This is a genomic window from Nonomuraea sp. NPDC047897, assembly GCF_043204415.1.
In the GTDB taxonomy this organism is placed as follows: Bacteria; Actinomycetota; Actinomycetes; order Streptosporangiales; family Streptosporangiaceae; genus Nonomuraea.
Map to the genome: position 1 here is coordinate 203,562 of NZ_JBIDCC010000013.1, position 26,045 is coordinate 229,606.

Sequence of the window (26,045 nt, forward strand, 5' to 3'; positions counted from 1 at the left end):
CCGTCATGTCTCGCATCCGCGCAGCCTTCTGGGACCCTGCCGGCGACCGGTACGGCATCCCCACCTACCCGTGGAAGATGGCCCCGCCGCACCTGCTCACGCTGCGCCAACTGACCGCTGAAGGGTTACGGCCCGGTGGTCAGGGCGTGCAGGCTCAGGTGTTGTGGTGCTCGCGCCGCCATGGCGCGCCCGGCGTGCGTGCCGCCTACCTGTATGACGTGCGCTTCGCACTGCCGAAGCGGACCGCCACCGCGCGCCAGCGCGCCGCCCTCGGCAAGGCCAACGCCGCCCGCCGTACCTGCCCCGAGTGCCTGCGGGACGTCGGTTACGTGCTGCCGCGCCACCTCGGCACCTGCCTGGACTGCGCCGACCAGTACGCCGCGCAAGCTGAGGGAGTGGCGGCATGACGCTGACCGCCGTCCCCGCGCTGTCCCGGCCGCGCACGCTGCTCACCGATCCCGCCGGCCTGTTCGCCGAGCTGGCCCGCCTGGACCTGCCGCAAGGGGAGTACGTGGTGTGCGGGTCGGCCGCCCTGTACGTGCGCGGCCTGCGCGCTCGCATGGGTGACCTCGATGTCCTGACCCGCGGCCCTGCCTGGCAGAAGGTGCTCAGCCTGGGCGTGCCGCCAACCGTGGCCCTGTCCGGTCACGGCCTGGTCGTCAACCACCCAGCCGCGGCGATTGAGTTCGTGGACCGCTGGACGGCCGGTTGGCCCACTGACTACCTGATCGCATCCGCCGACCTGATCGACGGCATCCCCTTCATGCGTCTGGGCGACGTTCTGGCCTGGAAGCAGCGCGCCCACCGGCCGAAGGACCTGCCCGATATCGCCGCCGTGCACCGGCTACGCCGTCTGTGGAACGGCGACTCTGCTCCCGCCCGTACCGACAAGACTGATTGGAGAAAAGCCGCATGAGCATCGCCATGCCGACCCCTGAGCCGAGCCCAGAGGATGTTTCCCGCGCGCTGGCCGAGATCGAACGCCATCTGACCGAACCGCCGCCGCCCCCACCCGAGCCGCCGGCAGACTCCGACGAGGCGGGGGAGACCCGGCGGGTACGGCGGTTGCGCGCCGAGGTCGCCGAGGCCCGCGCACTTGCTGAGCTCCAGACCGACGACACGCCGCTGCTGCTGGACACGCCCCGACTGCGCAAGCGCCGCAAGAAGGCCCACGAGGCAGCCCGCCTGCACCTACTGGGCCAAGACCCGGCCATGCGTGCGTGGCAAGCCGCGCGAATGCGCCGACTGCTGGTCGCTGCCGCGATGGTCGCGCTGACGTTGGCGCTGGCCTGGTCAACGGCCGGCGTTCAGCACTTCGCCGCCGAGGGCGCCCCCACCTGGTCACCCAGTTGGGTCTTCGCCTGGCTGGTCGAGCCGTTCATGTCCATCGCCCTACTCGTGGTCGTGGGTGCTCGCGCCTACCTCGGCACCCAAGGACAACCGCTCAACGATCGCAAGCTGATCCGGATCGAGTGGCTGTTCCTCGGGCTGACGCTGGGCATGAACGCCTGGCCGTACCTGCCGTGGAGCACCGACGAGTTCTCACTGTCGCGGTTGGTGCTGCATGTGCTGGGGCCGATCGTGGCCGTGGCCATCGTCACCGCCCTGCCGATCATCCTGGCCGCCTTCGCCCAGCTCGACCCCACCCGGGGGGCGGCTGAGGGCGGGGTTACCGGCCTTACGTACAGCGCAAACACTGGTGATCGGGTAAGGCGAGCCGCCGCCGAGGTGGCCCCGCTGATCGAGCGCGTACAGGTTCTCATCGCGGCCGGCGAGCTACCCACCACCCCGAGCGCCTACAAGATCCAGCGAGCACTGCGCTGCGGCATGGACGACGCCCGCACCGTTCGCGACGCTCTCGCCAAGGAAGCGGCTTGATAACCCGCGGCATTCTCCAGCCGGCCCACACGCAGGGTGAAGGCTGGAAGCCCCGGCTCGCGCCATCCCGGAAGCTCGACTGGTCACGGACAGACCCGGACTGGGAGGGTCACGCGATCGTCGGTGGTCGTGTCTCCAAGAACCACCAAAACGTCGTCCTCACAGTAAATCCTCTGCGCATGCAGGGCGCGGACCCAATCCGCCAAGACCAGTCCGCGCCCTGCTACCCCGCAACCTGCAACGACCACGAGGTGATCCCATCATGACGCATGACCCGTTCAACCACTCTGACCAGCCCGAACCGCCTCCGACCGGGCAGCCGGCGGCCCCTACCCCTGAGCACATCGACAAGCCCGCCGAGGTCGGTCACGGCAAGGGTGCGGACATCGTTCACCTGGACGCCGCCCGCGCCGGCCGCCACCCCTACCGCCCCGACGACCCGGAACCGTCCAGCCCGGCCCCCGCCGGCGACCGCCCCACCCTGGAAGGCCAGGTCATCCGGGTTGACCAGCCCGGCAACGAAGATTCCGACTGGCGCGCCGAGCTGGAAGCCAAGGTGCGCACCCGCCGCCCCGTCGTGCCGCTGTGGCTGCGCTCCCGTACCGAGGCGATGCAAACCCTCGCCTGGGTCGGCAAGCACTACGCGCACGTGGCCGGCTACCAGCTCACCCGCACCCCGATGTACGCCGGCCGGCTGGCCTTCCGCTCCCCGCGCGGCCTGGCCCGGCTCGCCGGCGGCATGGTCCGCTGGACGTTCGACCTGGAAGGCGAGCCGGTACGGCTAGCCGCCGTGCAAAAGGCCGACCCCGAGGCATACATGAAGCTGTCCCGGCAGCGCGATTCCCGCGTCCGGCTGCGCGTCCCAATCATGCTGGTGGTGCTGGTCACGCTCCTGCTCGCGGCCATCATCGTGGTCAACCAGCCGGACGCCGTGCAGTGGGGCGCCCTCGCGGTGGCGCTGGCCGCCCTCGGCATCCTTGGCAAGCCCGCCGACCGGCCGCTGATCGAACGCGCCGTGCTGGCCTCCACCGTGGAGAAGCTGACCAGCGACATCGTGATCAGGTCGCTGACCTCCCTCGGCATCGCCGGCATCACCCAGGCCATGGCCAAGAATCCCAAAGACGCCATCCGGTTCGTCTCCCCGATCACCCGCGACGGTCCCGGCTGGCGCGCCGACCTGGACCTGCCCTACGGCGTGACCGTGGGCGACGTGCTGGACAAACGGGAACGGCTGTCCGGCGCGCTGCGCCGCCCGCTCGGCTGCATCTGGCCCGAGGGAGACTCCTCCATCCACGAGGGTCGGCTGATCCTGTGGGTGGGCGACAAGGACCTGTCCAAGACCATCGTCAAGTCGCCCCTGCTCAAGGCCACCGCCCACGATGTGTTCAAGGGCATCCCGTTCGGCAACGACCCGCGCGGCCGGCTGGTCACAGTGCCGCTCATTCAGCACAACGTGCTGATCGGGTCGCTACCCGGCCAGGGCAAGACCGCCTCCGTGCGCGAGCTGGCCGCCGGCGTGGTGCTCGACCCGACCGCCGAGGGCTGGTTCCACGAACTCAAGGGCACCGGCGACCTGGACCCGTACGAGAAGGTCTGCCACCGCTACGTGTCCGGCATCGAAGACGAGGCCATCGCCTACGCCGCCGACTCCCTGGCCCTGCTGCGTAAGGAGGTTATGCGCCGCGCCGCCGCGCTCAAGACGCTGCCAAGCGATCTGTGCCCGGACAAGCGCGTCACCCGGCAGATCGCCGATAAGCGCTCCCTCGGGCTGCATCCGCTGGTGGCCATCTTCGATGAGTGCCAGAACCTGTTCGCCCACCCTACGTACGGGGCAAAGGCCGGCGAGGATGCCGAGTTCATCATCAAGTTGGGGCGCGCCCTCGGCGTGGTGCTGATCCTGGCCACCCAGCGGCCGGACAAGGACAGCCTGCCCACCGGCATCTCGGCGAACGTGTCGATTCGGTTCTGTCTGAAGGTGGCCGGCCAGACCGAGAACGACATGATCCTCGGCACGTCCGCTTACAAGAACGGCATCCGCGCCACGGTGTTCGTGCCCAAGGACGACGCCGGCACCGGCTACCTGATCGGCGCCACCCCGATGCCCAAGGTGGTCAAGTCGGCCTACCTGGACACCCCGCAAACCCAGCTCATCGCCGATCGCGCGCACGCGCTGCGCAAGGCCGCCGGCACCCTGTCCGGTCACGCCCTCGGCGAGACGCCCGAACAGCTCACCCCGAGCTATGACCTGCTGGCCGACATCCTGGCCGTGGTCAGCGCCTCGGAGGCCAAGGTGTGGAACGAGGTGGTCATCGCCCGCCTGGCCGACCTACGCCCCGAGGTCTACGGCGCGTGGGACACGTTGGAGGGTGGCGCGAAGACCGCGCAGCTCACCACCGCACTCAAGCCCTACGGCATCAAGACGATGCAGGTGTGGGGCACCCCCGAGGGCGGCGGCAAGGGCGCCAACCGCATCGGCATCGCCCGCGACGACATCCTCAACGCCGTCACCGAGAGTGACAGGCGACGGGGTTCCGGAGCGGCTTCCTGAGTGCCTGATCACCTCTAGACCTAGAGGCCGACCCCTCTAGGTCTAGAGGTTCCCCTAGACCCGAAAACCGCGGCCTACCAGCAATCTAGCGTCTAGACGCTGACCTGCACAAACCCCCGGAAACGGCCCTGGAGGCCATCTTGGCAACCATCATCGCCCTGCTAGTCGTCTGCCTACCCGTCGTCACAATCGGTTACATCGGTTGGTGCTACGTCTCCCCGTGGGGCGTCTGCCGGCGGTGCGCGCCCGGCGGCAAGAACCACACCTGCCGCGCCTGCGAGGGCACCGGCATGCGGCCCCGCCTCGGCTGGCAGCTCTACGTCTACCTCCGTCGCCTGCACCGCGACGGCACCCGCTGAAGCCCGCCCACCCTCCCCGAATCACAGCCACTACCGAAAGGCCCTCTGATCGTGACCACCTCACGCACCGACTCGCCCAACAGGGGGATGTGATGGGTCGCCGCTACGCCAGCAACCTGGCCGAGATGCTGCCCGGCATGCCGGACGCCGTCGCCAAACAACCGGTCAAGTCCATCACGCCGCCGCCGGCGCGCACCCTGGACCAGGCGATCGCCCGCAGCCACGACATCATCGCCGAAGCCCTGGACCGCTACCCCATCGTGGCGCGCCAAGCACTGTTTTCCGGCGGCAACGACTCCAGCGTGCTGCTCCATCTGGCGCGTAGCTACCTGGACTCCTCACCGCATGACGCGGTCGTGCACGTCAACACCGGCATCGGCATCGAGGAAACCCGCCAGCACGTCCGCGACGTAGCCGAAGCTTGGAACCTGCCGCTGCGCGAATTGCACCCCCGCGACTCCTACGATGACCTGGTCCTCGGTCGGGTGCTCGCCCGCACCGGCCCCAACGCCGGCCGGCGCTCCGTCTGGGTCGGCTTTCCTGGCCCCGGCGGGGACTCGCACAAGGTCATGTATCGCCGGCTCAAAGACGAGCCGTTGCAGCGCAACCGCGCCGCCATCATCAGCACACGAGGCCGCCGAGAGAAGGTGCTCTACCTAGCCGGCATGCGCTGGGACGAGTCCGAACGGCGCATGCGCAACGCCGAAGAGATCGACCCCGAGGGCGGCATCATCTGGTGCTCACCCATCGTGCACTTCACCAACGCCCAGATGGCCGAATACCGGCGCCGCTTCAACCTGCCCCGCAACCCCGTCTCCGAGCACCTGCACATGTCCGGAGAGTGCGAGTGCGGCTGCTTCGCCAAAGAGGGCGAACTGGACGAGATTGAATTCTTCTACCCCCAGACCGCCTACCGCATCCGCTCCCTGGAAGCCAAGGCCGAAGCCGCCGGCATCACCGCCTGCAAGTGGGGACAACGCCCGCCCGGCACCCGCGACACCACCAAACCAGGCAGCATCGCCGGCCGGCTCTGCTCCAAGTGCCCCAGCGGCGACGGTCAGACCGACCTTCTAGACCTCTGGGCCAAGCAAGGGCTTCTCGCCCCGTGCCCACCCGCCCCCACGCTGCCCCAATCGGCCTGACACAAGCTCCGGCCGGCTGTGGTCACTCCTCGACTACCCCCAGCCCGGCCACACGTCCGTCACGCACGTCCGCAAGCGCCTGCGCATAACCGGTCTCCACCGCGCGGTGCACGATGTTGACGAGTTGTTCCGGCATGTCCATCCAGCCACCCCACGCCGAGCACAGATTCGCGGTCGCCTCATACGCCGCCCGCCCGTCGTTCGCGTCGTCACGCGGACCATCGCGCAGCACGTCCACCGACCGCTCCCACGCCACCAGGTCATCGCTGGTGTAGCTCTCCTCAGCCATACGCAAGACGGTACGCGCCGCCACCCCGGCAGGGAGTCGAACCGGCGCGCGTGCTCAGACACCCCCTCCGATGCCCGTCAACCGACACCAATTCCGAACACCTGAAAGGAAATCCGCCATGTCCGGCGAGACCACGATCACCATCATCGGCAATCTGACCGGTGACCCCGAACTGCGCTTCACCCAGAGCGGCGCCGCCGTCGCCGGCTTCACCATCGCCTCCAGCGCCCGCACCTACAACAAGAGCGTGGAGCAGTGGGAAGACGGCGAGGTCCTGTTCATGCGCTGCTCAGCGTGGCGCGACCTCGGCGAGCACGCCGCCGAGTCGCTGACCCGCGGAACTCGCGTCATCGCCTCGGGACGGCTGCGCATGCGCACCTACGAAACCAGCGACGGTGACAAGCGCACCGTCACCGAAATGACCGTTGACGAGATCGGCCCGTCGCTGCGCTTCGCCACCGCCCGACCGGTCAAGGCCGCCCGTGGCAACGGCCAGGCCAACCGCAACGCCTCCAACGGCAGCGCACCGGCCGGCGGGTTTGACGACCCGTGGGCCAGCGCCACCCCCGCGGCGGCCTCGGCACGCGACAACGGTTGGACCGGCGACGGAGATGAGCCGCCGTTCTGACCCGCCCCGGTCCCTGACGCCTCGGCGCGGCGCGGCCTGACCTCACCCGCTGTCGCCGCGCCGAGGTGCCCCCCTCTCCCTTAAGAAAGGACCCGTGTGCCCATGTCGCGACCCACGCTGACCGCCGATCCCGACGACCAGGCGTCGCTGTTCGCCGTCGCGCCGGATGGCGCCAACGCTGCGGTGTCCGGCGTGCGCTTCACCGCCGCCGATCCCACCGCCCACGATGCCGCGCTGGCCGGCGACGGCTACGGCTGGCTGGCCGCCGCGCTGCCCGCGCCGAGGCCGCCCACCTGCCCGACCTGCCACCGCGTGACCGTGCTGCCGGCGAGTGCACCGGTGCTGTGGACCTGTCCGCACTGCCACCCCGTGGAGGCCCGATGACCGCCCCACCCACCGCCCCGGCCGGCTGCTACGTACGCGAGCACGCCGGCCACGTCATGACCGTCCATCCGCCCGCCGTGTTCGAGCCGGCCGCGTTCGCCCGCTTCCGCGCCGCTGAGGCGATGCTGGGGCTGGATGTGGAGACCAGCGCCATTGACGACAAAGGTCCCCGCCAGTTCGCGCCCGCCTTCACCGTGCGCTTGGTCCAATTCGGCTCCCCGCGTGAGGCGTGGGTGCTCGACCCCGCCGACCCCGATCAGCACGCCGCGATCAGGGCGACGCTGGCCGATCCCGCGCGCCGGTTCGTGACCCACACCTCCTACGATCCGCTGGCCGTCTGGGCGGCCTTCGGCATCGCGCTCGGGCAGCGCGTCATCGACACGCACCTGCTCTCCAAGCTGATCGACCCAGACGAGCGCGCCGGCCACGGGCTCAAAGAGCTGACCGGCCGCCACCTGGACGACGGCCTACAGCACGCCGAGGCCGCCCTACACGCCCGGATGCGCGCCCTGGCCCCGATCGGGCACCGCGCCGGCCACACCTGGCAGATCTGGGGATGGAACCACCTGCCGACCAGCGATGAGGCATACCTCGTGTACGCAGGGTTGGACGCCATCTACGTGCGCCGGTTGCTGCCGGTGCTGCTGCGTCGCTGCCTGGACTTCACGCACCTGGTGCGGATGGAACAATGGCTGGCCGCCCACGCGACCGGCATCACCATCCGCGGCCTGCTGCTGGATCGCCCCTACACCACCGCGCTACTTCACCAGGTCCAGCGCGAGCACCACACCGCCGAAACGGCCATCGCGCAGACACTCGGCTTCCCGGCCTGCTCACCCCGGTTCGCCTCCTGGCTGGACGGCCACCTCACCGAGGCGGGCATCACCGACCTGCCACGCACCCCCACCGGCCGCCTGAAGGTCACCGCCGACACCCTCACCACGCTCACCGAACTGAGCGCCGGCGCGCTGCCCGCCCCGGTGGGTGACCTGCTGACCGCGCGGCAAACCGTCGCCCGCACCTCCAACCTGATCGCCAATCTGACCGCGTTCCTACGCGCCGCCGACCCGGCCGGCCGTGTCCACCCGCAGATCAACACCCTGCGAGCCAAGACCGCACGCATGTCCATCACCGGCCCGGCGTTGCAGACGCTCAAGAAGCACGACCCACGGCTACGGCACTGCTTTCGCGCCGACCCCAGCCACGTGCTGATCTCCTGCGACTTCTCACAGGTAGAGGTACGGGTGGCCGCCGCCCTGTCCAACGACCCGACCCTAAAACAGGTGATCGCCTCCGGCACCGACATCCACGACGCCACCGCCGCCCTGATGTACGGCGACGGCTACACCAAAGAGCAACGCACCATCTCCAAGCGGTGCACCTTCGGCACCCTGTACGGCGGCGGCGCGACCGCACTAGCCGACCAGACCGGCGTCACACCCGAGGTGGCCCGGCAGGTCATCGACCGGTGGCAGTCCACCTATCCGCGCGTGATCGCCTACACCAAGCAACTCGCCGGCCAAAGCGTGGTGACCACCCCGAGCGGCCGGCGCATCCCCGCCGACCCCGCCCGCGGCTACGCCAACGGCAACTACATGGTCCAATCCACCGCCCGTGACCTGCTGCTGGCCGCCGTCTACCGGTTCGCCACCGCCCACCCGCACGCCAAGCTGTGGCTGTTCGTCCATGACGAAGTCATCATCCAGGCGCCCGCCCGCGACGCCGAACGCCTGTGCGCTGCCCTTCAAGCCGCGATGACGACCAGCTTCCGGGGCGCGCCCATCGTGGCCGACGCCGAGATCCTCGGCACCCACTGGGGCCACCTGCCCGACCAGGACACCGCCAAGGACATCGCCGCCTGACGGTGGCACCGCCCCCCAACTGGTGGCCCTACCAGCCATCCGACAAGGCCACCAGTTGGGGGAAGCCCGTCCCGATCAACCATTTGACCCGCGCGACCGAAAGGTGTGACCCGTGACCGACCTGCTCACCGCCGCCACCGACGCCGCCCGACGTGGCTGGCGCGTCTTCCCGCTCACTCCGCGCGGCAAGTACCCCGCCCGCGGCTTCACCGACTGGGAGCACAACGCCACCGCCAACCCCGACCGACTGGCCGCGTGGTGGCGGCGCGCCCCCTACAACGTGGGCATCGCCTGCGGACCCTCTGATCTGCTGGTCATCGACCTGGACCTGCCCAAACCCGGTGAGCACCCGCCCGCCGCATGGGCACGACGTGGCATCGCATCCGGTGAGCAGGTCTTCCGCCATCTGTGCGCCGAGCACGGCCAGCCCTACCCCGACGACACCCGCACCGTGACCACCCGCCGCGGCGGCCTGCACCTGTACTTCACCGCCCCACCCGGCCGGCATCTCGGCAACACCTCGGGAGTGCGCGGCAAGGGGCTGGGCTGGCTCATCGACACCCGCGGCGCCGGTGGCTACGTCGTCGCACCCGGCAGCTACGTGGCTGCCCGCGACGGCACCGGCCCCTACACCTTGACTCGCGACCAGCCGCCCGCACCGCTGCCCGACTGGCTGGCCGACGCGCTCACCCCACCCCCGCAACAACCCGCCACGGGCATGGTCGCTGAGCTGCTGGTCAGCCTGCCCGTCCGCCGGCTGACCGCCTACGGCCACGCCGCGCTGACCGGCGAGATTGAGCGGGTGGCCACCGCGCCGGACGGAGGCCGCAACCGCGCCCTCAACCTGGCCGCCTGGAAACTTGGCAAGCTCATCGCCCGTGGCGCGCTACCTCGCGACCTGGTCGAACACGCCCTGCAAACCGCCGCCGAGACCGCCAACGGCCACAGCCGCGATCCGCGTCCACCGCGTGCCCTGGCCGCCGTCATCGGCTTCGGCATCGATGCCGGTATACGCGCCGCATGAACCGTCTCTGCGCTGACCGGCAACCGACTTCGGGAGACCACACCATGCACCACCGCACACCCAACGGCGCGGTCCTGCTCAACCAGCTCCGCGCCGCCATGACCCGATACGTGATCCTGCCGACCACCGAAACCGCTGACGCCGTCACGTTGTGGATCGCTGCCACCCACGCCCAACCCGCATGGGCGCACGCGCCCCGCCTGGTCATCCGGGGCCCGGAAAAGCGGTGCGGCAAGTCCCGGCTACTCGACATCGTGGAGGCCACCTGTCACAACCCGTTCATCACGGTCAACTCCTCCAGCGCCGCCGTCTACCGCTCCATCACCGAAGACCCGCCGACCATGCTCGTGGATGAGGCCGACACCATCTTCGGCCCCAAGGCGGACGGCAATGAAGACCTCCGCGGCCTGCTCAACGCCGGACACCAGCGCAACCGGCCGGCCAAGCGCTACGACGCCAACGCCAACCGGGTGGAGTCCATCCCCACCTTCGCCATGGCGGCCCTGGCCGGTATCGGCGCGATGCCCGACACCATCGAAGACCGTGCCGTGGTCGTCCGGATGCGCCGGCGTGCCCCCGGCGAGAGCGCCGCACCCTACCGGCATCGCCGCGACCGCACGCCCCTGCGTGACCTGGCCGCCGACCTCAACCGGTGGCTACGCGCTGACCTGGCCATTCTGGAACAGGCGGAACCTGCTATGCCCGTGGAGGACCGCGCCGCCGACACGTGGGAACCCTTGGTCATCGTGGCTGACTACGCCGGCGATACATGGCCCGACCGCGCCCGCGCCGCCGCCGTGGCCCTGACCGCCGAAGCCGACGACAACGGCCACACCTCAGCGCGCGTGCGCCTGCTGGCCGCCTGCCGCACCGCGTTCGGCACTGACACAGCGCTGCCCACCGCCGTACTCCTGGAACGGCTCAAGGCCGACCCCGAGGCCGAATGGAACGAGCACGGCCCCGCCGGACTGACGCCCCGGAAGCTCGGCATCATGCTCGGCGAATACGAGATCCGTTCGGCCAACATCCGGTTCACCACTGGACAGGTCAAGGGCTACCAGCGCGCCGATTTCCTGGACGCCTGGGGCCGTTACTGCCCGACCGTTGAGCCCGTTCCTGAGGGCGATGTGGTGCTGTTCGCCAGGGATACCCGTCCCATCCGTCCCAACCTCGTCACTGCAGGTCAGCGCGGGACGGGAACCGCGCCTGGGACGGGTTGACCCGTCCCAGGCTATCTACCCGTCCCAGGCTTGACCTGCGGAAATGAGCTTGGGACGGATGGGACGGATACCCCTCCAGAAGTACAACCGCCCACCCCTGCAACGGCCTCGGCGACAGCCATCCAGCATGCCGCCGAGGCCTCATCAATCCACGCCGGATCATTCCGAAAGGCAACGCTGTGAAGGCTCATCGCATCATGAACGACGACGCCCTGCTGACCATCGCAGAGGTTCTAGCAGAGCTCCAGGTCGCCCGTAGCACCTTCGACGCCTGGAGGTCACTCGGTCTCGCCCCAGAATGCATCAAGCTTCCCAACGGGAAGTTGCGCGTACGGCGAAGCGCGCTTGATGCGTGGCTGGCCACACGCGTAGAAGTAGCCGAGGCGAGCTGACGTGACACTCTCACACGACGTACAGATATGGAAGCTGGCCACCCGCAAACGCAACCGTGGCCACGGGGTCCGCTGGCGGGTCGAGAAGAACGAGTTCTCGAAGTGGTTCACCACTTACGCCCTCGCTGACAATTACCGCTCCCGTCTGCTGAGATGCACGCGTAAGGGGGAAGGGTTCGACACTGAGAGCGGCATGCCAGAGTCGGTCCTTCGGGAACAGCGTGCCGTTACGTGGTTCGACCTCGCATGCCGGTACGTAGACCTCAAATGGCCCCGAGCCGCGGCGAAGACACGCACCTCTACCGCCGATGCCCTCGCCACCGTGACACCCGTACTCGTCGCGACCACCCGGCACATGCCAGAACCCAAGGTCCTTCGAGAAGTGCTGTATGCCTGGGCATTCCACAAAGCACGCCGCGACCTCGGCGAGCCCGAAGGCGACGTTGCGGACGCGCTGACCTGGATTCGCGAGAACTCCCTCAAAGTGACTGCTCTCGATGAGAAGGAACGGCGCTCCGAACTCATCCGCGGTGCTCTCAACGCACTCGCCCTACGCATGGACGGCAAGCCGGCCGCGGCTACAACGGTTGCTCGGAAACGAGCGGTGTTCCATGGCGTACTTGCTTATGCGGTTGAGCTGGACATCCTTCCAGCGAACCCAATCGACAAGGTGAGCTGGAAAGCACCGAAGGTCGCCGAAGAGGTGGACCGTAGAGTCGTGGCAAGCCCACGCCAAGCGCAAGAACTCTTGGCCGCGATCAAGGCTGAACGGCCCGAGCTGGCCGCGTTCTTCGGGTGCCTTTACTACGCCTACATGCGCCCCGGCGAGGCCGTATCCCTCCGGCAGGAAAACTGCATAAGTCTACCCGAAAATGGGTGGGGCCATCTCGTCCTCACAGATAACGCCCCACGCGTCGGCGCACAGTGGACCGACACCGGCAAGAGTCACGACCAGCGCCACCTCAAGCACCGTGCCGAAAAGACCAAGCGGGAGGTGCCTATCCCCCCAGTTCTGGTACGGCTACTGCGGGATCATCTCAAACGGACCGATACGGCGGCCGGAGATGGGTTGCTGTTCCGCGGTGCCCGCGGTGGCCCTCTCAGCGAGAGCGTCTATGGTCCCGTCTGGCAGAAAGCCCGCAAGGCCGCTCTGTCCCCGGCTCAGGTCCGTTCGCCCCTAGCGGCAAGACCGTACGACCTCCGGCACGGTGGTGTGACCCTCGCCTTGAACGCGGGCGTCCCCGCCCCCGAGGTTGCACGGCGCGCCGGCCACAGCGTGGAAGTTCTACTACGGGTCTACGCCGGATGTATCGACGGCCATGATCAGATCTGGAACACGCGGATAGACGAGGTCCTCAAAACAGACTCCGAGCACTAGAAGCGACATGCCCCACGGCCGCGACGATGGCATAGGGATGGCATCAGGGTGAAACTGTCAGAGCTGAGCTCTACTCTTCCTTCCGGTGAGAATGAGGTGGAGGTAGCTGTGGGGCTGGCAGATCTGACAGATCCTGATGCTGTCCTGAAGGCAGCAAGCGAATATGACCAGGTAGGACGACAGGGGTTTCTCGCGCAGTACTACTTTGGGGCGGCTCGACAATACTTCCTTCGACTCAACGGACGCCTCTATGACGCGAAAGCCATCGTTGGAGTGGCCCACGGCTACCAAACGAGCAAGGGGGCGCTCTCCAATGACCAGCTCTCGGGAGGAGTTGCCGCCGCCAACCGGGCACTAGAACGCCTTGGTTTCGAGGTCATCAACTCCCACCCGACCGACACTGATGCCGAGTTGCAATGGCGCCTGGCCGTGTGGAGTCACCTACGAGCCATCTCAACGACGCTAAGTACAGTCGTAGTTCGCCCTGCTGAGCTTCATGCGTTCGGCGCTTACGGGGGCGCACAGGGCGTCTGGGTTGATGCGAAGCGCACAAAGCTTCTCCACCGAGACGGCATCGCGGTATCCGTTCTTCATACTGGCCGGCACTACCCAGACGACCTCTCCAGCGACGGCATCCTCTATCACTACCCCGACACAAATCGTCCGCCCGGCCGGGACGAGTCCGAGGTGAGGGCGCTGAAGGCTGCATCTGAGCTCTGGATGCCCATCTTCGTCGTCACCCAACCAAGCGCCACCATGCGAGAAGTTAGGCTCGGCTGGATTGAAGGGTGGGAGGACAAGAGCAAGCTCTTCTCCATCGCCTTCTCAGAGACTCCTCCTCCGCTGGCACAGTCTGAAGCGCCTGCGCTGGACGAACCTTTCGACCTCATGCGACTGCCTCACAAGACTTCGACTCGCAGAGTCCGTCAACGCCCCAACCAGCGGATGTTCAAGCTACGGGTCTTCCGACGCTACGGCCCCCGCTGCCCACTGTCGGGCGTCTCGGTGCCAGAACTTCTCGAAGCCGCACACATCGTGGGCTATGCCAAGGGTGGTACCGACGACCCGAGGAATGGCCTTCCCCTGAACGTCGCTGTCCATCGCGCGTTCGATGCCGGGCTGTTCGCGATCAATCCCGACACACTCGAAGTTGAGACGCGGCCTTCTGGTCCTGATGCGGACGCTCTGGGTATCCGCTACCCGGCCGGCGTGAAGGACCTACCTATGCACCCCCACCAGGATGCGTTGCGCTGGGCCTACGAGCGCTGGCAGGGGCAGGGCTGATACCCCCTCCCGGTCGCTGGAGGGTGAGCACCCAGGGAGGGCCCTGCGTGCTCCAAATGTTCCGTGGCTGTTCCGTGGATCGCTGGCAACCGCCGGGAATGGCTGGTAGTTGCCGGATAACGCGAACGGCCCCTGATCCCAGCGTCTCCGCTGGTCAGGGGCCGTTCGTCCTGGTGTGGCAGGTGCAAGGTTCGAACTTGCGTAGGCTGAGCCGACGGTTTTACAGACCGCTCCCTTTGGCCACTCGGGCAACCTGCCGTGCCATCCGCTCTCGCGGCGACAGACAGAAGAATAGCGGACTTCCGGGGTGCACGTGACACCGGTTTGTCCCGGCGAGGATCTTTCTCGGCCGCCGCGAGGCCACGGGCGGGTCGCGGCGCTGCGCGGGCACTCGATGCTGGCTAGGCTCGTTCGCTGGGTCCGTGTTCGGGGACGCGCCGGGCGGTCGGCGACACCTGGGACGGGGCACCGATGACATGCGTGGGTAGCTGAGAGGATGTGCGTTTTGGCCGATTCATCTTTCGACATCGTCAGCAAGATCGACCGGCAGGAGGTCGACAACGCGCTGAACCAGACGGTCAAGGAGATCGGGCACCGGTTCGATTTCAAGGGCACGGGGGCGAGCATCGCCTGGTCGGGTCAGGACAACATCGAGATCAAGGCGAACAGCGAGGAGCGGGCCGCGGCCGTGCTGGACGTGTTCAAGGAGAAGGTGATCAAGCGCGGCCTGTCCCTGAAGACCCTCGACGCGGGCGACCCCAAGCTGTCGGGCAAGGAGTACCGCATGCTGGTCGGTCTGAAGGAGGGCATCGACCAGGAGCATGCGAAGAAGATCTCCAAGCTGATCCGCGACGAGGGGCCGAAGGGCGTCAAAGCGCAGATCCAGGGCGAGGAGCTCCGGGTGAGCTCGAAGAAGAAGGACGAGCTGCAGGAGGTCATCTCGCTGCTCAAGGGCAAGGACCTGGACATCGCGCTGCAGTTCGTGAACTACCGTTAGCCAGCCGGGCGGTCAGCCTTGGACCTGGGCTTTCGCGATTCTTGTCCTTGATCAGGGGCAGACGGCCGGGGTGGGGGATGTCCCGTGCCCCGGCTGCTCGCCCGCTCGAAGCCGTACGGCCGCCGCAACACCCGGAAGGTGAGATCCCGGGCGATCGTGTTCGGCGGGGCCGTTCGGGGCACACGATCGAGGGCGCGGTCCACCAGACCACGCGTCCTCTCCCGCGCTTCGGGCCGCTGTCCTACGTGCGAGCGCGAGCGCTTGTGACAGCCCTCATGCCGGGGTCGCAGACGTCGGCGCGGCTTCACGACCGTCACGAGAACCGAGCCGGGAAGAGTCTCGATCTCGCCCCGGGGAGCTGGGCCTCTTGGGCGCGGGTGGGCGCGGGCTATTGGGGGCGCAGGACGCGGGTGGCGCCCGCCACCAACGCCGTGGCGAGGATCCAGCCGGCGATGACCAGCCCGTACGCGAGTCCCTGCGTCCACCCCGCCGGGTCGAACATCTCGCGTTGCCCGAAGGCCGGCAGCGGCAGGAGCAGGTCGAAGCTGAAGGCGAACGGGTCGAAGACGGGGGCCTCGTCCGGTTTGAGGGGACGCGGGGGGTTCAGGGCGAAGGAGATGGTGCCGGTGAGCAGCAGGACGGCGAACCACACGCCGGCCAGCCACGGCCGGTATCCGTAGCCGACCGTGACGTCGAGCAGCCGCCCCCACACCCGCAGGCCGAGGCCCTGGGTGCGGCGGCGGGCGCGGAGTTTGGCGAGCTGGGTGCGGCGGGCGAGCGCGTCGTTGCCGTCGCGCAGGTACCAGGCGGCGAGCTGTTCGTACGGCTGGGGCCGGAAGCCCTCCGGGTCGCGGCCGGCCCAGTCGATGCGGCGGGTGACGCCGCTGCCGCGCAGCCGGTCGTAGACGAGGCCGTTGAGGCGCAGCCTGTCGGGCCAGGTGTCGGGGTCGTCCTGGAGGGTGCCGATGCGGGAGTAGGCAAGGTTGACGACGCCGTCGATGGGTTCGGCGGGCTTGAGGTAGAACTCGCGCACCTCCATGTGGCTGGCGTGCAGCGCGTACGGGGTGTCGGCGCTGCGGATGGTGCCGCTGACGGAGAAGGTACCGTTGACGCGGGCGCCGCGCACCCGGACGCAGCCGAGCGCGGTGAAGCCGCGGGTGCAGTGCACGGCGCCCTCGACCACCATGTCGTCCGCGTTCAGGGCGCGGCCGCCGGGGTTGCGCAGGGTGGCCCCTTCGAGGTTGAGGTCGCCGTTCACGCGGCTGCCGACCAGGCGGACGCCGCCGGTGATGTCGGCGTTGCGCAGGGTCGCGCCGCTCTCGACCACCATCGAACCGGCGGACAGCGCCCAGGCGTCGTCGGCGGTGATGCGGGTGCCGGCCAGCCACAGCCCGCTCTCGAACTGGGCGCGGGCGAGGCGGACGGTGCCGGTGACGGTGGAGCCGGACAGGCTGAGGTGCCCGGCGACGCGCATGCCGCCGCCGCTGAGACCGGGCAGCGCGCAGTCGGTCAGCCGTACGGAGCGGGTGGTGGTGCCGGTGAGCAGGACGGGCTGGTCGAGGTGGCAGCCCTTGAGGTCGAGGTCGTGTTCCACGGTGCCGCCGATGATGGCCAGGGACCCGGTGATCCTGGCCCCGCGTAACCGGACGGCGGCGACGGAGCCGGTGGCGGCCTCGCGGGCGCCCAGCAGCAGGGACGTGATCACGTCGGCGCGCACGGTCCGCTCGGGGCCCCAGGCGTCGCCGTCCTCGGGCGCGTTCTGACCCGCCAGTGCCACGGAGCCGCCGGTAGAGGGATCGCCGCTAGAAGGGCCGCCGCTAGAAGGGCCGCCGGTGGAGGGGCCGCCCATCACGGGGCCGAGGGCCACGGTCTCGCCGGTGGGGAAGGCGTTCCAGAGCTTTCGCTCGGCCTTGGTGAGGCGTGGAGTTCGGGCCATGGGGATGATTATGTCCGGAAGGGGCAGGCGGCCACGTGGCTCAGATGATCGACGGGCTCCGCGGCGGGGTCCACGAGGCGCAGCCTGCCACGGGCTCTCCGGCAGCACGCGCCGACGGCTCAGCGGCGGTAGCCGGCCATCCGCTCCAGCCGCGCCACCCGCTCGGAGGTGGGCGGGTGCGTGGAGAAGAACCGTCCGAAGCCGGAGCCGCTGAACGGGTTGGCGATCATCAGGTGGGAGGCGGAGGTGAGCCGGCTGTTCTCCGGCAGGGGAAGCCGCCGGGCGCCCATCTCGATCTTGCGCAGGGCCGAGGCCAGCGCGAGGGGGTCGCCGGTCAGCCGGGCCCCCGACTCGTCGGCCTGGTATTCGCGCGTCCGGGAGACGGCCAGCTGGATCACGCCGGCCGCGACGGGGCCGAGCACCATCATGAGCAGCGCCCCGAGGAAGCCGGGGCCCTCGTCGTCGTCGGAGCCGCCGAAGAACACCGCCACGTAGCTCACCCAGGTGATCATCGTGGCGAGCGCGCCCGCGACGGAGGAGATGAGGATGTCGCGGTTGTAGACGTGCGACAGCTCGTGGCCGATCACACCGCGCAGCTCCCGCTCGTCGAGCAGCCTGGTCAGCCCGTACGTGACGCAGACGGCGGCCCGGCGCGGGTTGCGGCCGGTGGCGAAGGCGTTGGGCTGCGCGGTCGGCGACACGTACAGCCTCGGCATCGGCTGCCGGGCCTGCGTGGACAGCTCCCGGACGATCTTGTAGAGGACGGGGTGCTCGACCTCGCTCACCGGCCGGGCCCGCATGGCCGACAGCGCGATCCGGTCGGAGAGGAAGTAGGCGACGCCGTTGCCGATCACGGCGAGCACCAGCGCGATCCGCAGGCCGGTGCCGCCGCCCAGCCACGCGCCCGCCGCGACGATCAACGCCGACATGCCGCCCAGCAGGACGGCGGTGCGCAGACCGTTGTGGTGCATGGTGCACCCCCTTTCGTGAAGCGGGGTCACCACGTCCAACGACCGGCCCCCGGCCCATCGTTCCCCGGCGCGTGCGGGCGTCGCAGCAGAGCGGCGGACCCCGCAGGTCAACGGGCTTCGGGCAGGTGGAGGCGAACGGTGGTGCCGCGGCCCGGCCGGGAGGTGAGCGTAGCCCGGCCGCCTGCCTCCTCGACCGTGCCGCGGGCGGTGCACAGGCCGAGACCGGTGCCGTGTTCCCGGGTGGTGAAGAACGGCTCGAAAGCGCGCTCGGCCACCTCGGCGGGCATGCCGTGGCCGGTGTCGGACACGGTGAGCCGCGCCTCGCCGTCGCCGTGGGCCGTCTCGACGGTCAGCCGGCCGCCGTCGGGCATCGCCGCCAGCGCGTTGACCATCACGTTGATGAGGACGTGCTCGAGATCGGCCCGATCGATGCCGACGGCCGGCAGGCCGGGAGCCAGCCGGGTGACGAGCTCGACGCCGTCGGCGAGGGTGGGGCGCAGCAGGCCGGCCGTCTCCTCGACGACCGTGTTCAGGTCGGCGTTCCGGTCGGCCGGTCGCGGCGGGCCCGCGCCGGCGGGGGCCAGGAGCCGGCGCGCCATGGTCTCGCCGCGCTCGGCCGCCTGCCGGATCCGCTCGACGCCGGCCCGGCCAGGGGCGTCCTCCGGCAGCGTGTCGAGAGCCAGCTCGGCGTTCCCCAGGATCACGCCGAGGAGGTTGTTGACGTCGTGCGCGAGGCTTCCGGCCAGCCTGCCGAGCGGCTCCAGCCGCTCGACCTGACGCAGCCGCCGTTCGAAATGATCGCGTTCGCGCTGGGTCTGCACCCGGGCGGTGACGTCCCGCAGGATGCCCTCGACCGCGAGCAGCCGGCCGTCGTCGTCGCGGATGCCGGTCGTCCGCTGCTCCGTGAATACGGTGCCGTGCGGCCCGAGCCAGCGCACCGGCAGCGGTTCGCCGCCCGGCGACCGCCAGGAACGTTCCAGGCTGTCGCGGTCGGCGGGGTGGACGAGGGCGAGCAGGTGACGGGGATCGCCGCTCAGCTCCTCCGGCGAGCGGCCGAGGATCGCGGCCGTGGCGGGGCTGACGTACTCCACCCGCGCCTGCGGGGACGGCCGGAAGCGGAAGATGATGTCGGGGGCGTTCTCGGCGTAGAGCCGCAGCCGCTGCTCGCTCTCCCGCAGCGCATCCTGCGCCTGCCGGCGCTGGTGCCGGCACTCCGCCTCGTGCAGCTCCCGCCGTACGACGGGGGCGAGCCGGGAGAGCCGGTCCTTGCGCACGAAGTCGCGGGCGCCGGCGCGCATGAGTGTCGCCGCACGCTCTTCCCCGATCTGCCCGCAGACCAGGATGAAGGGGATGTCGGCCGCGGCCTCGTGGAGCAGCCGGAGCACGTCGTGCGCGGTGAGGGACGGCATCCGGTAGTCGGAGAAGACGATGTCGGGCGGGCGCCGCCGCAACGCCGCAGCCGCGGACTCGGCGTCCTCCACCCGCTCGTGGGTCGCCTCCACCCCGTCGCGCAGCAGACGGACGACGATCCGCAGCGCGTCGTCATCGTCCGCCTCGCACAGCAGGATGTGAATCGGGACGACCATGACCGTCAGCCTCCGAACCGGTAGCCCACGCCGTGCACCGTGCGCACCCAGTGGCCGGAGCGGGCGTCGTCGCCCAGCTTGCGTCGCAGGTTGGCGACGTGGACGTCGATGACGTGGGCATTGCCGGGCCAGTCGGTGTGCCAGATCATCCGGGTCAGCGTCTCCCGAGCCCACACCCGCCTCGGGTGGGAGGCGAGCAGCACGAGAAGGTCGAACTCGATCTTGGTGAGCCGCACGGGCCGACCCCCCAGGTGCACCTCGCGGCTCTCCTCGTCCACGACCAGGTCACCGAACGCGAGGATCCGCGGCCGGTCACCGCCGGCCTCCCGCAGGTCGTCCCGGCGAGGCCGGCGGAACATCGCCGCGACCCGCGCCCGCAGCTCGCGCGGCGAGAACGGCTTGGTCAGGTAGTCGTCGGCGCCCACCTCCAGGCCGACGAGCCGGTCGGCCTCCTCCGTGCGGCCGGACACCACGATCACGTACGCGCTCGTCATGCCACGCAGCCGCCGGCACACCTCTATTCCGTCCATGTCGGGCAGCATGAGGTCGAGCGTCACCAGGTCGGGGCGTCTCTCGGCCACCAGGTCGAGCCCTTCCGCGCCGGTCGCCGCCTCCGCGACGTCGAACCCCGCCATGCGCAACACCTCGCACAGCAGCCGGCGCGCCTCCGCGCCGTCCTCGATGACCAGCGCCCCCGGCCGATCCACCACACCATCACCTCTAGTCAGCGACCGAACGCCGGCACCCCCCGGCGCGGCACGGTCGCAGGCCCGTGACTCTGCCCGTTTCAGGCGTCACCTACCGCCGCACGGTGCCCCGAAACCGCTCGGCGTCCGGTGTGACGTGCAGGTTCGTGAAGTCGGTCGTCGCGTCCTCGTTGTAGAGACCGGCGCGGCCGCCCAGATAGGGGCGTTCCCGGTCGCGGAAGCGCACCAGTTCGCGGCCGTCCACACCCGCCGTGATCGTGTCGCCCACCTGGCGGACCTCGATCGTGTGCCACGCGCCCAGCCCGAAGGAGTCCTCCCCCGTGGCGAGGTAGCGCTGGTTGCCGGGGTAACCGGGAGTGACCTTGCCGAGCTCCCAGCCGTTCGGCTTGGGGACGAGGTAGTAGAAGTGGTTGTCGTCGGTGTAGTGCCACACGACCCAGGCGACCTCCCACGGGTTCGGTGTCGGGCGTCGGAGCTGGTGGAGCGTTCTGGCCCGGACGCGGAGCCGGACGTCCCCGTAGTCGACGGTGGTCAGGGCCAGGGCCGCGTGCGTCTCAGCGGGGAACCGGGCCGGCTTGGGCGACAGCCGCCACACCCACCGGCCGGCGTCCTGGTACGTGCACGCCCCGCCGTACCCGTCGTACTCGAGGAACAGCCCCGCCCGCACCGTGCCCTCCGCCCACGGAGCGCACGGGGCGGGCCGTCCCTGCCCGACGGGGAGGGCGAGCAGCGTGACGGCGGCGAGCACGCGCGGCAGGGCCGCTCTCATGCCGGTCCCGGTGACGGGTCGGTGAGCCGTTCGGTCTTCAGCCAGGCCCGCCGGCCCCGCGCCGTGCGCCACAGCCCCCGCCAGGCCGCCACCAGCCACACCAGGTTGTAGACGATGAACAGGTGGCCGTAGCCGAGGCCACGCAGCCAGCCCATGTCGCCGCTGACCCGCGCGTAGAGCGGGCCGAGCAGGAAGGCCGCGCCGAACGTCAGCACGTACCACGACGCGATCGGCACCGGCTGGAAGAGCTGCTCTCGCGCCGAGGCCGAGAACGTCACGCCCACCAGGGACGCCATCAGGGACAGTGTCATGAACGAGCCCACGAAGATCAGCAACGGGCTGAGGAGGACGTTCAGCAGGTCGACCGCCACCCTGCCGGACGCCCGGCCGACCACCGGCGGCACGAGCCGCAGCGCCTGCAGATGACCCTGGAACCAGCGCGAACGCTGCCGGACCAGCGCGCGCACGCCGGTGAGCCCCTGCTGGCGCACGGTGGCGTCGGGGACGCAGGCGGTGCGCCAGCCGGACAGCACCATCCGCACGCCGAGGTCAAGGTCCTCGGTCAGGCTCCGCGACCACGGGTCATCCCCGAGGTCGAGCAGCGCGCTGAGCCGCATGACCTGGCCGTTGCCGCCGAGTCCCGCCGAGCCGATGCTGCTGCGGGTCCGCTGGAACATCCGGGTGTAGACGACGAACTCCATGTCCTGCATCCGCGTCAGGACGCTCTGGGCCCGGTTGCCGATGCGCACGCCCATCTGCACGGCGCCGACCCGCGGATCATCGAAGTACGGCAGCACCGCGTCGACGCTGTGCGGGTCGAGGCGGCCGTCGGCGTCGATGAGGCACACCAGGAGCCGGTCGGCGGTGCGGCGAGCGGCCGGCACATCCGCCAGCAGCCGGCGCAGGGCGTGGTTCAGCGCGTTGCCCTTGCCCTGGCGGGCGTCGGGCGGCTCGCGCCTGAGCAGGCGGACGCGCGGGTCGGCGAGCTGACGCACCACCTCGGCCGTGTCGTCGTCGGAGCCGTCGTCGACGACCACGACCGGGCCGTCCGGCAGGTGGCGCAGCGTCGCGGCGATGACCCGCTCCTCGTTCAGGCAGGGCACCAGGTAGACGACGGTGAAACCGTCGCCGTTGCCGCCCGGGCGTTCCGTGCTGCCCGCCGACTCCAGGTACATCCCCAGCGTGTAGGCGAAGACCATCAGCACGGCCGACACCGCGCACACGATGAGAACGGTGGTCATCGGGCCCTCCGGTGGGCGACGAGGACGAGCACGACGACGGTGAGAACCCACAGCACCCACAGCAGCCCGGCGACGGCCAGCGCGAGCCGGGCGACGCCGAACGCCATGGCGCCGGCGTCCAGAGCGGGCACGAGGAACGAGGTGGTCGCGGGAGTCATGGTGCCTGCCTCTCTCCTGGACGTTGTCAGGATCTTGCCGCGCGTCTCACAGCTCGCAGGGGGCGACGAACCGGTAGCCCATCGACCGCATGCGCTCCACCACCTCCTCAAGCTGCTCGGTGCCGAGGAACGGGTGGTAGAAGAAGCCGGCGACGTTGTCACGCACCACGAGCTGCGCGCGGGCGTGCGCCACGATCGCCTCGACCGTGCCCTCGTCGGGGTTGGCCGGTTCCAGCTCCACCATGCCGAGCGTCTCCGGGATGACGACGCTGTCGTAGACGTCGCGGGTGACGTACGGGGCGAACTGCTCGTCCATGTACGGCGAGACGGGCGTGCGCCCCTCCCAGCCCGGCATGAAGTAGGAGCCGCGGTCGTAGCGGGCGGCGAACCGCCGGGCGATCACCCGGTAGTCGGTGGGTGAGGCGGCGTAGTGAGGCGTCTCGAAGATGCGCGGCACGGGCAGGTGCGCCGCCGCGAGCTCCGCGACCGCCTCGTCGAGACGGCGTTCCATCCAGGTGACCGAGTCGCCGTGGATCGGCCCGTCGTAGACGAGCCGCCGTCGCGCGTCGAAATGGGTGCGGAAGAACTCGAAATCGTGACCGGTCTCCCCGTTCGTCGGGTTGGGCGGGCCGTCCGACTGGTGGGTGTAGCCGTGCAGGACCATCGTGCCGCCCCGTTCCAGCAGGTGGACCAGCGCCCGCACCAGCTCCGGCCGGTCCCGCAGCCGGACCGTCGCCCGCTCCGCGCCGTCCTCGATCGGGCCGCGGTAGACGGGGATGACCCCGAAGCTGAACGGGACGCCCAGTCGGGACAGCGCGTCACCCGCCTCGCGGACGGCGACGGGGTCCGCCTGCGGGCCGATGTCCTCCAGGCGGACCAGCGCCCGATGGCGGACCGGCGTGCCCGGGGCGAGCAGGTCGAAGAGCAGGTCGGCCGTGGCCAGGAAGCGGTCGTCGTCGGTGTCGGCGTTCAGCGCGACCTCGGCGAGGTAGGTCAGGTTCGCGGACCGGACGGCCCACGGGCGCGTCCGGCCGTCGTCCGTGACGGCCGTGGCCAGCACCCGTGCTCGCCTCGGATCGAGCGTGGTGAACGTGGCTACCGGGCCCTGGGTGGAGGTACGGCTCAGCAGCGCCCCCTTGTACCGGACCCCGGTCACGCCCTCCAGCCCCTGGCCGGTCACCCGCGTCCGGTCCGGCGCGGGCGGCTGCCCCAAGGCCTGCCTGGGGGCCAGGCCGGCGCCGTCCCACCGCCAGCCGTACCGGGCGGCGAAGTCTTCCGCCGTGGTGAGAGTGCCGATGTTGCCGCCCATCCACAGGACGGGTCGCCGGCCGGCGAGCACGTCCCGGCGCAGGCCGTCGGGCAGCCGCTGCTCGGCCGACGTGCCGAGGTACACCAGGGCACGGTGACGGTCCGCCATCCCGGCCCGGTAGGCGCTCGTCCGCACCACCCGCACCGGCCCGAAGTGCGACATCAGGTTGGCGGCACGGGTCGCGTGCACCTGGAACGCCGCTGGGCCGCCCGCGTCGTCGGCGACGACCAGCGTCGTGCCGGCAGCCTGGCCGCCCGCACCGTCACCGGCGCCGTCAATCGCGCTGTCGTCGACACCGCCGTCCGGGTCGTCGTACGCCGCCGCGAGGCCCGTCGTGTGTCCGGTGGGCGTCCGGGGACCGCTCGTGCCGCACTCCGGCCAGGAGCGCGGCGCGGGCAGGGTCGCCGGCTCCTTGCGGGAGAAGATCCCCAGACTGGCGCCCGACACGACGAGGGCGCTCAGCAGCACGGCCACCAGCCACCTGAGGCCGGCGTGCCGACGCCGCCCGTTCCTGCTCCCGTCGGCGTTCACGGCCCGCTCCCCCTCCCGTCGGCGTTCACGGCCCGCTCCCCCTCCCGTCGGGGTTCATGGCCCGTCTCCGCCCGCCGCCCGCAGACGGACGTCCGCCGTCGCCCTCGCCGGGAGGCTCGTCCTGCGCCGCCGATACCGTGACCCGCCACTCCGCTCGTCCGTGTAGAAGGGGACGGCCCTGCTCGGGCACCATCCTGTCCCTCGCGAGGGCCCGCTCGTCCCGGCCGGTGGTCGCCTCGTCCTCGCCCGGATCCGGGCGGAACGGGGCCGGGTGCGGTCCGAGCCCGAAGAGATGAGCCAGCGCCGCCAGCGCCCGCTCGGTGGCCCGCCCGTCGCCATAGGGATTGCGCGCCCGGGCCATGTGCCGGTACGCCTCGGGCGAGCGCAGCAGGCCCGTCACCGCCGCCACGATGCCGTCCTCGCCGGTTCCCACCAGCCGCGCTGCTCCGGCCCGCACCGCCTCGGGCCGTTCCGTGGTGTCGCGCATCACGAGCACCGGCTTGCCCAGGCTCGGCGCCTCCTCCTGGATGCCGCCGCTGTCGGTCAGGACGAGGTACGAGCGGTGCAGCAGGCGGGCGAAGTCGCCGTAGTGCAGCGGTTCGGTGACCGTGATGTTCGGGTGCCGGTCGAGCCAGGGGAGCAGCGTGCGCCGCAGGGCCGGGTTGGGGTGCATCGGGAACACGATCCGCACGTCCCGCTCCCGAGCCGCCAGCCGGGACAGCGCCCGCCCGATGCCCTCCATCCGGTGTCCCCAGGACTCCCTGCGGTGGGCGGTGACCACGATCACGCGCCGGCCGTCCCGCTCCAGCGAGGCGAGCCGCGGGTCCCGGTAGCCGTGCCACGCCTGGCCACTCCGCAGCAGGGCGTCGATCACCGTGTTGCCGGTGACGACGATCGACTCGGCGGGCACTCCCTCGCGCATGAGGTTGCCCGCGTTGCCGGCTGTCGGTGCCAGGTGCAGGGAGGTGATCCGGCTGGTGAGGCTGCGGTTCGCCTCCTCAGGGAACGGCGCGAACAGGTCGCCGCTGCGCAGCCCCGCCTCCAGATGCACGACCGGCACCCGGTGGTAGAAGGCGGCGAGCGCGCCCGCGAGCGTGGTCGTCGTGTCCCCCTGTACGACTACGGCGTCGGGGCGCTGCTCGGCCACCAGCGTGTCCAGCCCGCAGACCGCACGGCTCGTCAGCTCGGCGAGTGTCTGCCCCGGCCGCATGAGCCGCAGGTCGGCGTCGGGCTTGACGCCGAACGTCTCATGCACCTGGTCGAGCAGTTGCCGATGCTGTCCGGTGACGACCACGATCGGCTCGAAGACCTCCGCGTCCATGAGCCCGATCACCAGGGGCGCGACCTTGATCGCCTCCGGCCGGGTGCCGTAGACCACCATGACGCGACGCATGCCTACCCCCGTACACCCGCTGCCGCTGTGCATGCCTTCGGACGACGTCCCCTGCTCAG

At 70.2% G+C, this 26,045-nt stretch carries 26 protein-coding genes and 1 tRNA gene; 16 read left to right on the forward strand and 11 right to left on the reverse strand.

Annotated features, from left to right (window positions below; genetic code table 11):
• The first annotated feature begins 5 nt into the window (after positions 1-5).
• The 7 genes from ACGF0J_RS28175 to ACGF0J_RS28205 all read left to right on the forward strand — a co-directional run bounded on the left by ACGF0J_RS28175 (position 6) and on the right by ACGF0J_RS28205 (position 5,927).
• The gene (locus tag ACGF0J_RS28175; protein ID WP_393150386.1) at positions 6-407 is read left to right on the forward strand and encodes an RRQRL motif-containing zinc-binding protein; all 402 of its coding nucleotides are present in this window, start codon (positions 6-8) and stop codon (positions 405-407) included.
• Positions 404-916 (forward strand): hypothetical protein, encoded by a 513-nt coding sequence (locus ACGF0J_RS28180; protein WP_393150388.1) that lies wholly within the window; start codon positions 404-406, stop codon positions 914-916. Before ACGF0J_RS28175 ends, ACGF0J_RS28180 begins: the two co-directional genes overlap by 4 nt.
• Positions 913-1,878: a hypothetical protein gene (locus tag ACGF0J_RS28185; protein WP_393150390.1), complete on the forward strand. Its 966-nt coding sequence runs from the start codon at positions 913-915 to the stop codon at positions 1,876-1,878. The genes ACGF0J_RS28180 and ACGF0J_RS28185 overlap by 4 nt, the downstream gene beginning before the upstream one ends.
• A complete protein-coding gene (locus ACGF0J_RS28190; RefSeq protein ID WP_393150392.1) occupies positions 1,875-2,144 on the forward strand; it encodes a DNA sulfur modification protein DndB in 270 nt (89 codons plus the stop codon). The genes ACGF0J_RS28185 and ACGF0J_RS28190 overlap by 4 nt, the downstream gene beginning before the upstream one ends.
• A complete protein-coding gene (locus tag ACGF0J_RS28195; protein WP_393150394.1) occupies positions 2,141-4,426 on the forward strand; it encodes a cell division protein FtsK in 2,286 nt (761 codons plus the stop codon). Before ACGF0J_RS28190 ends, ACGF0J_RS28195 begins: the two co-directional genes overlap by 4 nt.
• A 140-nt stretch (positions 4,427-4,566) precedes the next feature.
• Entirely contained in the window at positions 4,567-4,785 is a 219-nt protein-coding gene (locus ACGF0J_RS28200; protein WP_393150396.1) for a hypothetical protein, read from the forward strand.
• 92 nt (positions 4,786-4,877) lie between these two features.
• A complete protein-coding gene (locus ACGF0J_RS28205) occupies positions 4,878-5,927 on the forward strand; it encodes a phosphoadenosine phosphosulfate reductase family protein (protein ID WP_393150398.1) in 1,050 nt (349 codons plus the stop codon).
• 22 nt (positions 5,928-5,949) lie between these two features.
• On the opposite strand, the gene ACGF0J_RS28210 is transcribed toward ACGF0J_RS28205, so the two are convergent.
• Complete coding sequence (locus ACGF0J_RS28210; RefSeq protein ID WP_393150400.1) at positions 5,950-6,216, reverse strand: hypothetical protein; 267 nt, start codon at positions 6,214-6,216, stop codon at positions 5,950-5,952.
• 118 nt (positions 6,217-6,334) lie between these two features.
• Between ACGF0J_RS28210 and ACGF0J_RS28215 the strand changes: the two genes are divergently transcribed.
• The 8 genes from ACGF0J_RS28215 to ACGF0J_RS28250 all read left to right on the forward strand — a co-directional run bounded on the left by ACGF0J_RS28215 (position 6,335) and on the right by ACGF0J_RS28250 (position 14,388).
• Positions 6,335-6,844 carry a single-stranded DNA-binding protein gene (locus ACGF0J_RS28215; RefSeq protein ID WP_393150402.1) on the forward strand — a complete coding sequence of 170 codons (510 nt, stop codon included), beginning with the start codon at positions 6,335-6,337 and terminating at the stop codon, positions 6,842-6,844.
• 102 nt (positions 6,845-6,946) lie between these two features.
• Positions 6,947-7,228, forward strand: coding sequence for a hypothetical protein (locus ACGF0J_RS28220; protein ID WP_393150404.1), 282 nt, complete (start codon positions 6,947-6,949; stop codon positions 7,226-7,228).
• Positions 7,225-9,090 (forward strand): DNA polymerase, encoded by a 1,866-nt coding sequence (locus tag ACGF0J_RS28225; RefSeq protein ID WP_393150406.1) that lies wholly within the window; start codon positions 7,225-7,227, stop codon positions 9,088-9,090. Before ACGF0J_RS28220 ends, ACGF0J_RS28225 begins: the two co-directional genes overlap by 4 nt.
• Before the next feature lie 112 nt (positions 9,091-9,202).
• Positions 9,203-10,114: a bifunctional DNA primase/polymerase gene (locus ACGF0J_RS28230; protein WP_393150408.1), complete on the forward strand. Its 912-nt coding sequence runs from the start codon at positions 9,203-9,205 to the stop codon at positions 10,112-10,114.
• A 110-nt stretch (positions 10,115-10,224) separates the two neighbouring features.
• On the forward strand, positions 10,225-11,334 hold the full coding sequence (locus ACGF0J_RS28235) for a DUF3631 domain-containing protein (RefSeq protein WP_393150410.1): 1,110 nt from the start codon (positions 10,225-10,227) through the stop codon (positions 11,332-11,334).
• A gap of 197 nt (positions 11,335-11,531) precedes the next feature.
• Positions 11,532-11,726 carry a helix-turn-helix transcriptional regulator gene (locus ACGF0J_RS28240; RefSeq protein ID WP_393150412.1) on the forward strand — a complete coding sequence of 65 codons (195 nt, stop codon included), beginning with the start codon at positions 11,532-11,534 and terminating at the stop codon, positions 11,724-11,726.
• Position 11,727: 1 nt separating this feature from the next.
• Positions 11,728-13,104, forward strand: coding sequence for a tyrosine-type recombinase/integrase (locus tag ACGF0J_RS28245; protein WP_393150414.1), 1,377 nt, complete (start codon positions 11,728-11,730; stop codon positions 13,102-13,104).
• 48 nt (positions 13,105-13,152) lie between these two features.
• Positions 13,153-14,388 (forward strand): HNH endonuclease, encoded by a 1,236-nt coding sequence (locus ACGF0J_RS28250; RefSeq protein ID WP_393150416.1) that lies wholly within the window; start codon positions 13,153-13,155, stop codon positions 14,386-14,388.
• Between the two features lie 176 nt (positions 14,389-14,564).
• On the opposite strand, the gene ACGF0J_RS28255 is transcribed toward ACGF0J_RS28250, so the two are convergent.
• Positions 14,565-14,646: transfer RNA gene (locus ACGF0J_RS28255), tRNA-Tyr, on the reverse strand.
• A 238-nt stretch (positions 14,647-14,884) separates the two neighbouring features.
• On the opposite strand from ACGF0J_RS28255, the gene ACGF0J_RS28260 reads away from it, so the two are divergent.
• Positions 14,885-15,385 (forward strand): YajQ family cyclic di-GMP-binding protein, encoded by a 501-nt coding sequence (locus ACGF0J_RS28260; protein ID WP_393150418.1) that lies wholly within the window; start codon positions 14,885-14,887, stop codon positions 15,383-15,385.
• Positions 15,386-15,773: 388 nt separating this feature from the next.
• On the opposite strand, the gene ACGF0J_RS28265 is transcribed toward ACGF0J_RS28260, so the two are convergent.
• From ACGF0J_RS28265 to wecB, 9 genes are all read right to left on the reverse strand, one after another.
• Entirely contained in the window at positions 15,774-17,321 is a 1,548-nt protein-coding gene (locus ACGF0J_RS28265; RefSeq protein ID WP_393150420.1) for a hypothetical protein, read from the reverse strand.
• A 119-nt stretch (positions 17,322-17,440) separates the two neighbouring features.
• Complete coding sequence (gene htpX, locus ACGF0J_RS28270; RefSeq protein ID WP_393150422.1) at positions 17,441-18,292, reverse strand: zinc metalloprotease HtpX; 852 nt, start codon at positions 18,290-18,292, stop codon at positions 17,441-17,443.
• Positions 18,293-18,399: 107 nt separating this feature from the next.
• Positions 18,400-19,878 carry an ATP-binding protein gene (locus ACGF0J_RS28275; RefSeq protein ID WP_393150424.1) on the reverse strand — a complete coding sequence of 493 codons (1,479 nt, stop codon included), beginning with the start codon at positions 19,876-19,878 and terminating at the stop codon, positions 18,400-18,402.
• A gap of 5 nt (positions 19,879-19,883) precedes the next feature.
• The gene (locus ACGF0J_RS28280) at positions 19,884-20,588 is read right to left on the reverse strand and encodes a response regulator transcription factor (protein ID WP_393150426.1); all 705 of its coding nucleotides are present in this window, start codon (positions 20,586-20,588) and stop codon (positions 19,884-19,886) included.
• Between the two features lie 88 nt (positions 20,589-20,676).
• Positions 20,677-21,354, reverse strand: coding sequence for a hypothetical protein (locus ACGF0J_RS28285; RefSeq protein ID WP_393150428.1), 678 nt, complete (start codon positions 21,352-21,354; stop codon positions 20,677-20,679).
• A complete protein-coding gene (locus ACGF0J_RS28290; protein WP_393150430.1) occupies positions 21,351-22,595 on the reverse strand; it encodes a glycosyltransferase family 2 protein in 1,245 nt (414 codons plus the stop codon). Before ACGF0J_RS28290 ends, ACGF0J_RS28285 begins: the two co-directional genes overlap by 4 nt.
• Complete coding sequence (locus ACGF0J_RS28295; RefSeq protein WP_393150432.1) at positions 22,592-22,753, reverse strand: hypothetical protein; 162 nt, start codon at positions 22,751-22,753, stop codon at positions 22,592-22,594. Before ACGF0J_RS28295 ends, ACGF0J_RS28290 begins: the two co-directional genes overlap by 4 nt.
• 46 nt (positions 22,754-22,799) lie before the next feature.
• Positions 22,800-24,593, reverse strand: a complete 1,794-nt coding sequence (locus ACGF0J_RS28300; RefSeq protein ID WP_393150434.1) for a DUF2334 domain-containing protein — start codon at positions 24,591-24,593, stop codon at positions 22,800-22,802.
• Between the two features lie 25 nt (positions 24,594-24,618).
• Positions 24,619-25,986, reverse strand: coding sequence for a non-hydrolyzing UDP-N-acetylglucosamine 2-epimerase (gene wecB, locus ACGF0J_RS28305; RefSeq protein ID WP_393150436.1), 1,368 nt, complete (start codon positions 25,984-25,986; stop codon positions 24,619-24,621).
• Between the last annotated feature and the right edge of the window lie 59 nt (positions 25,987-26,045).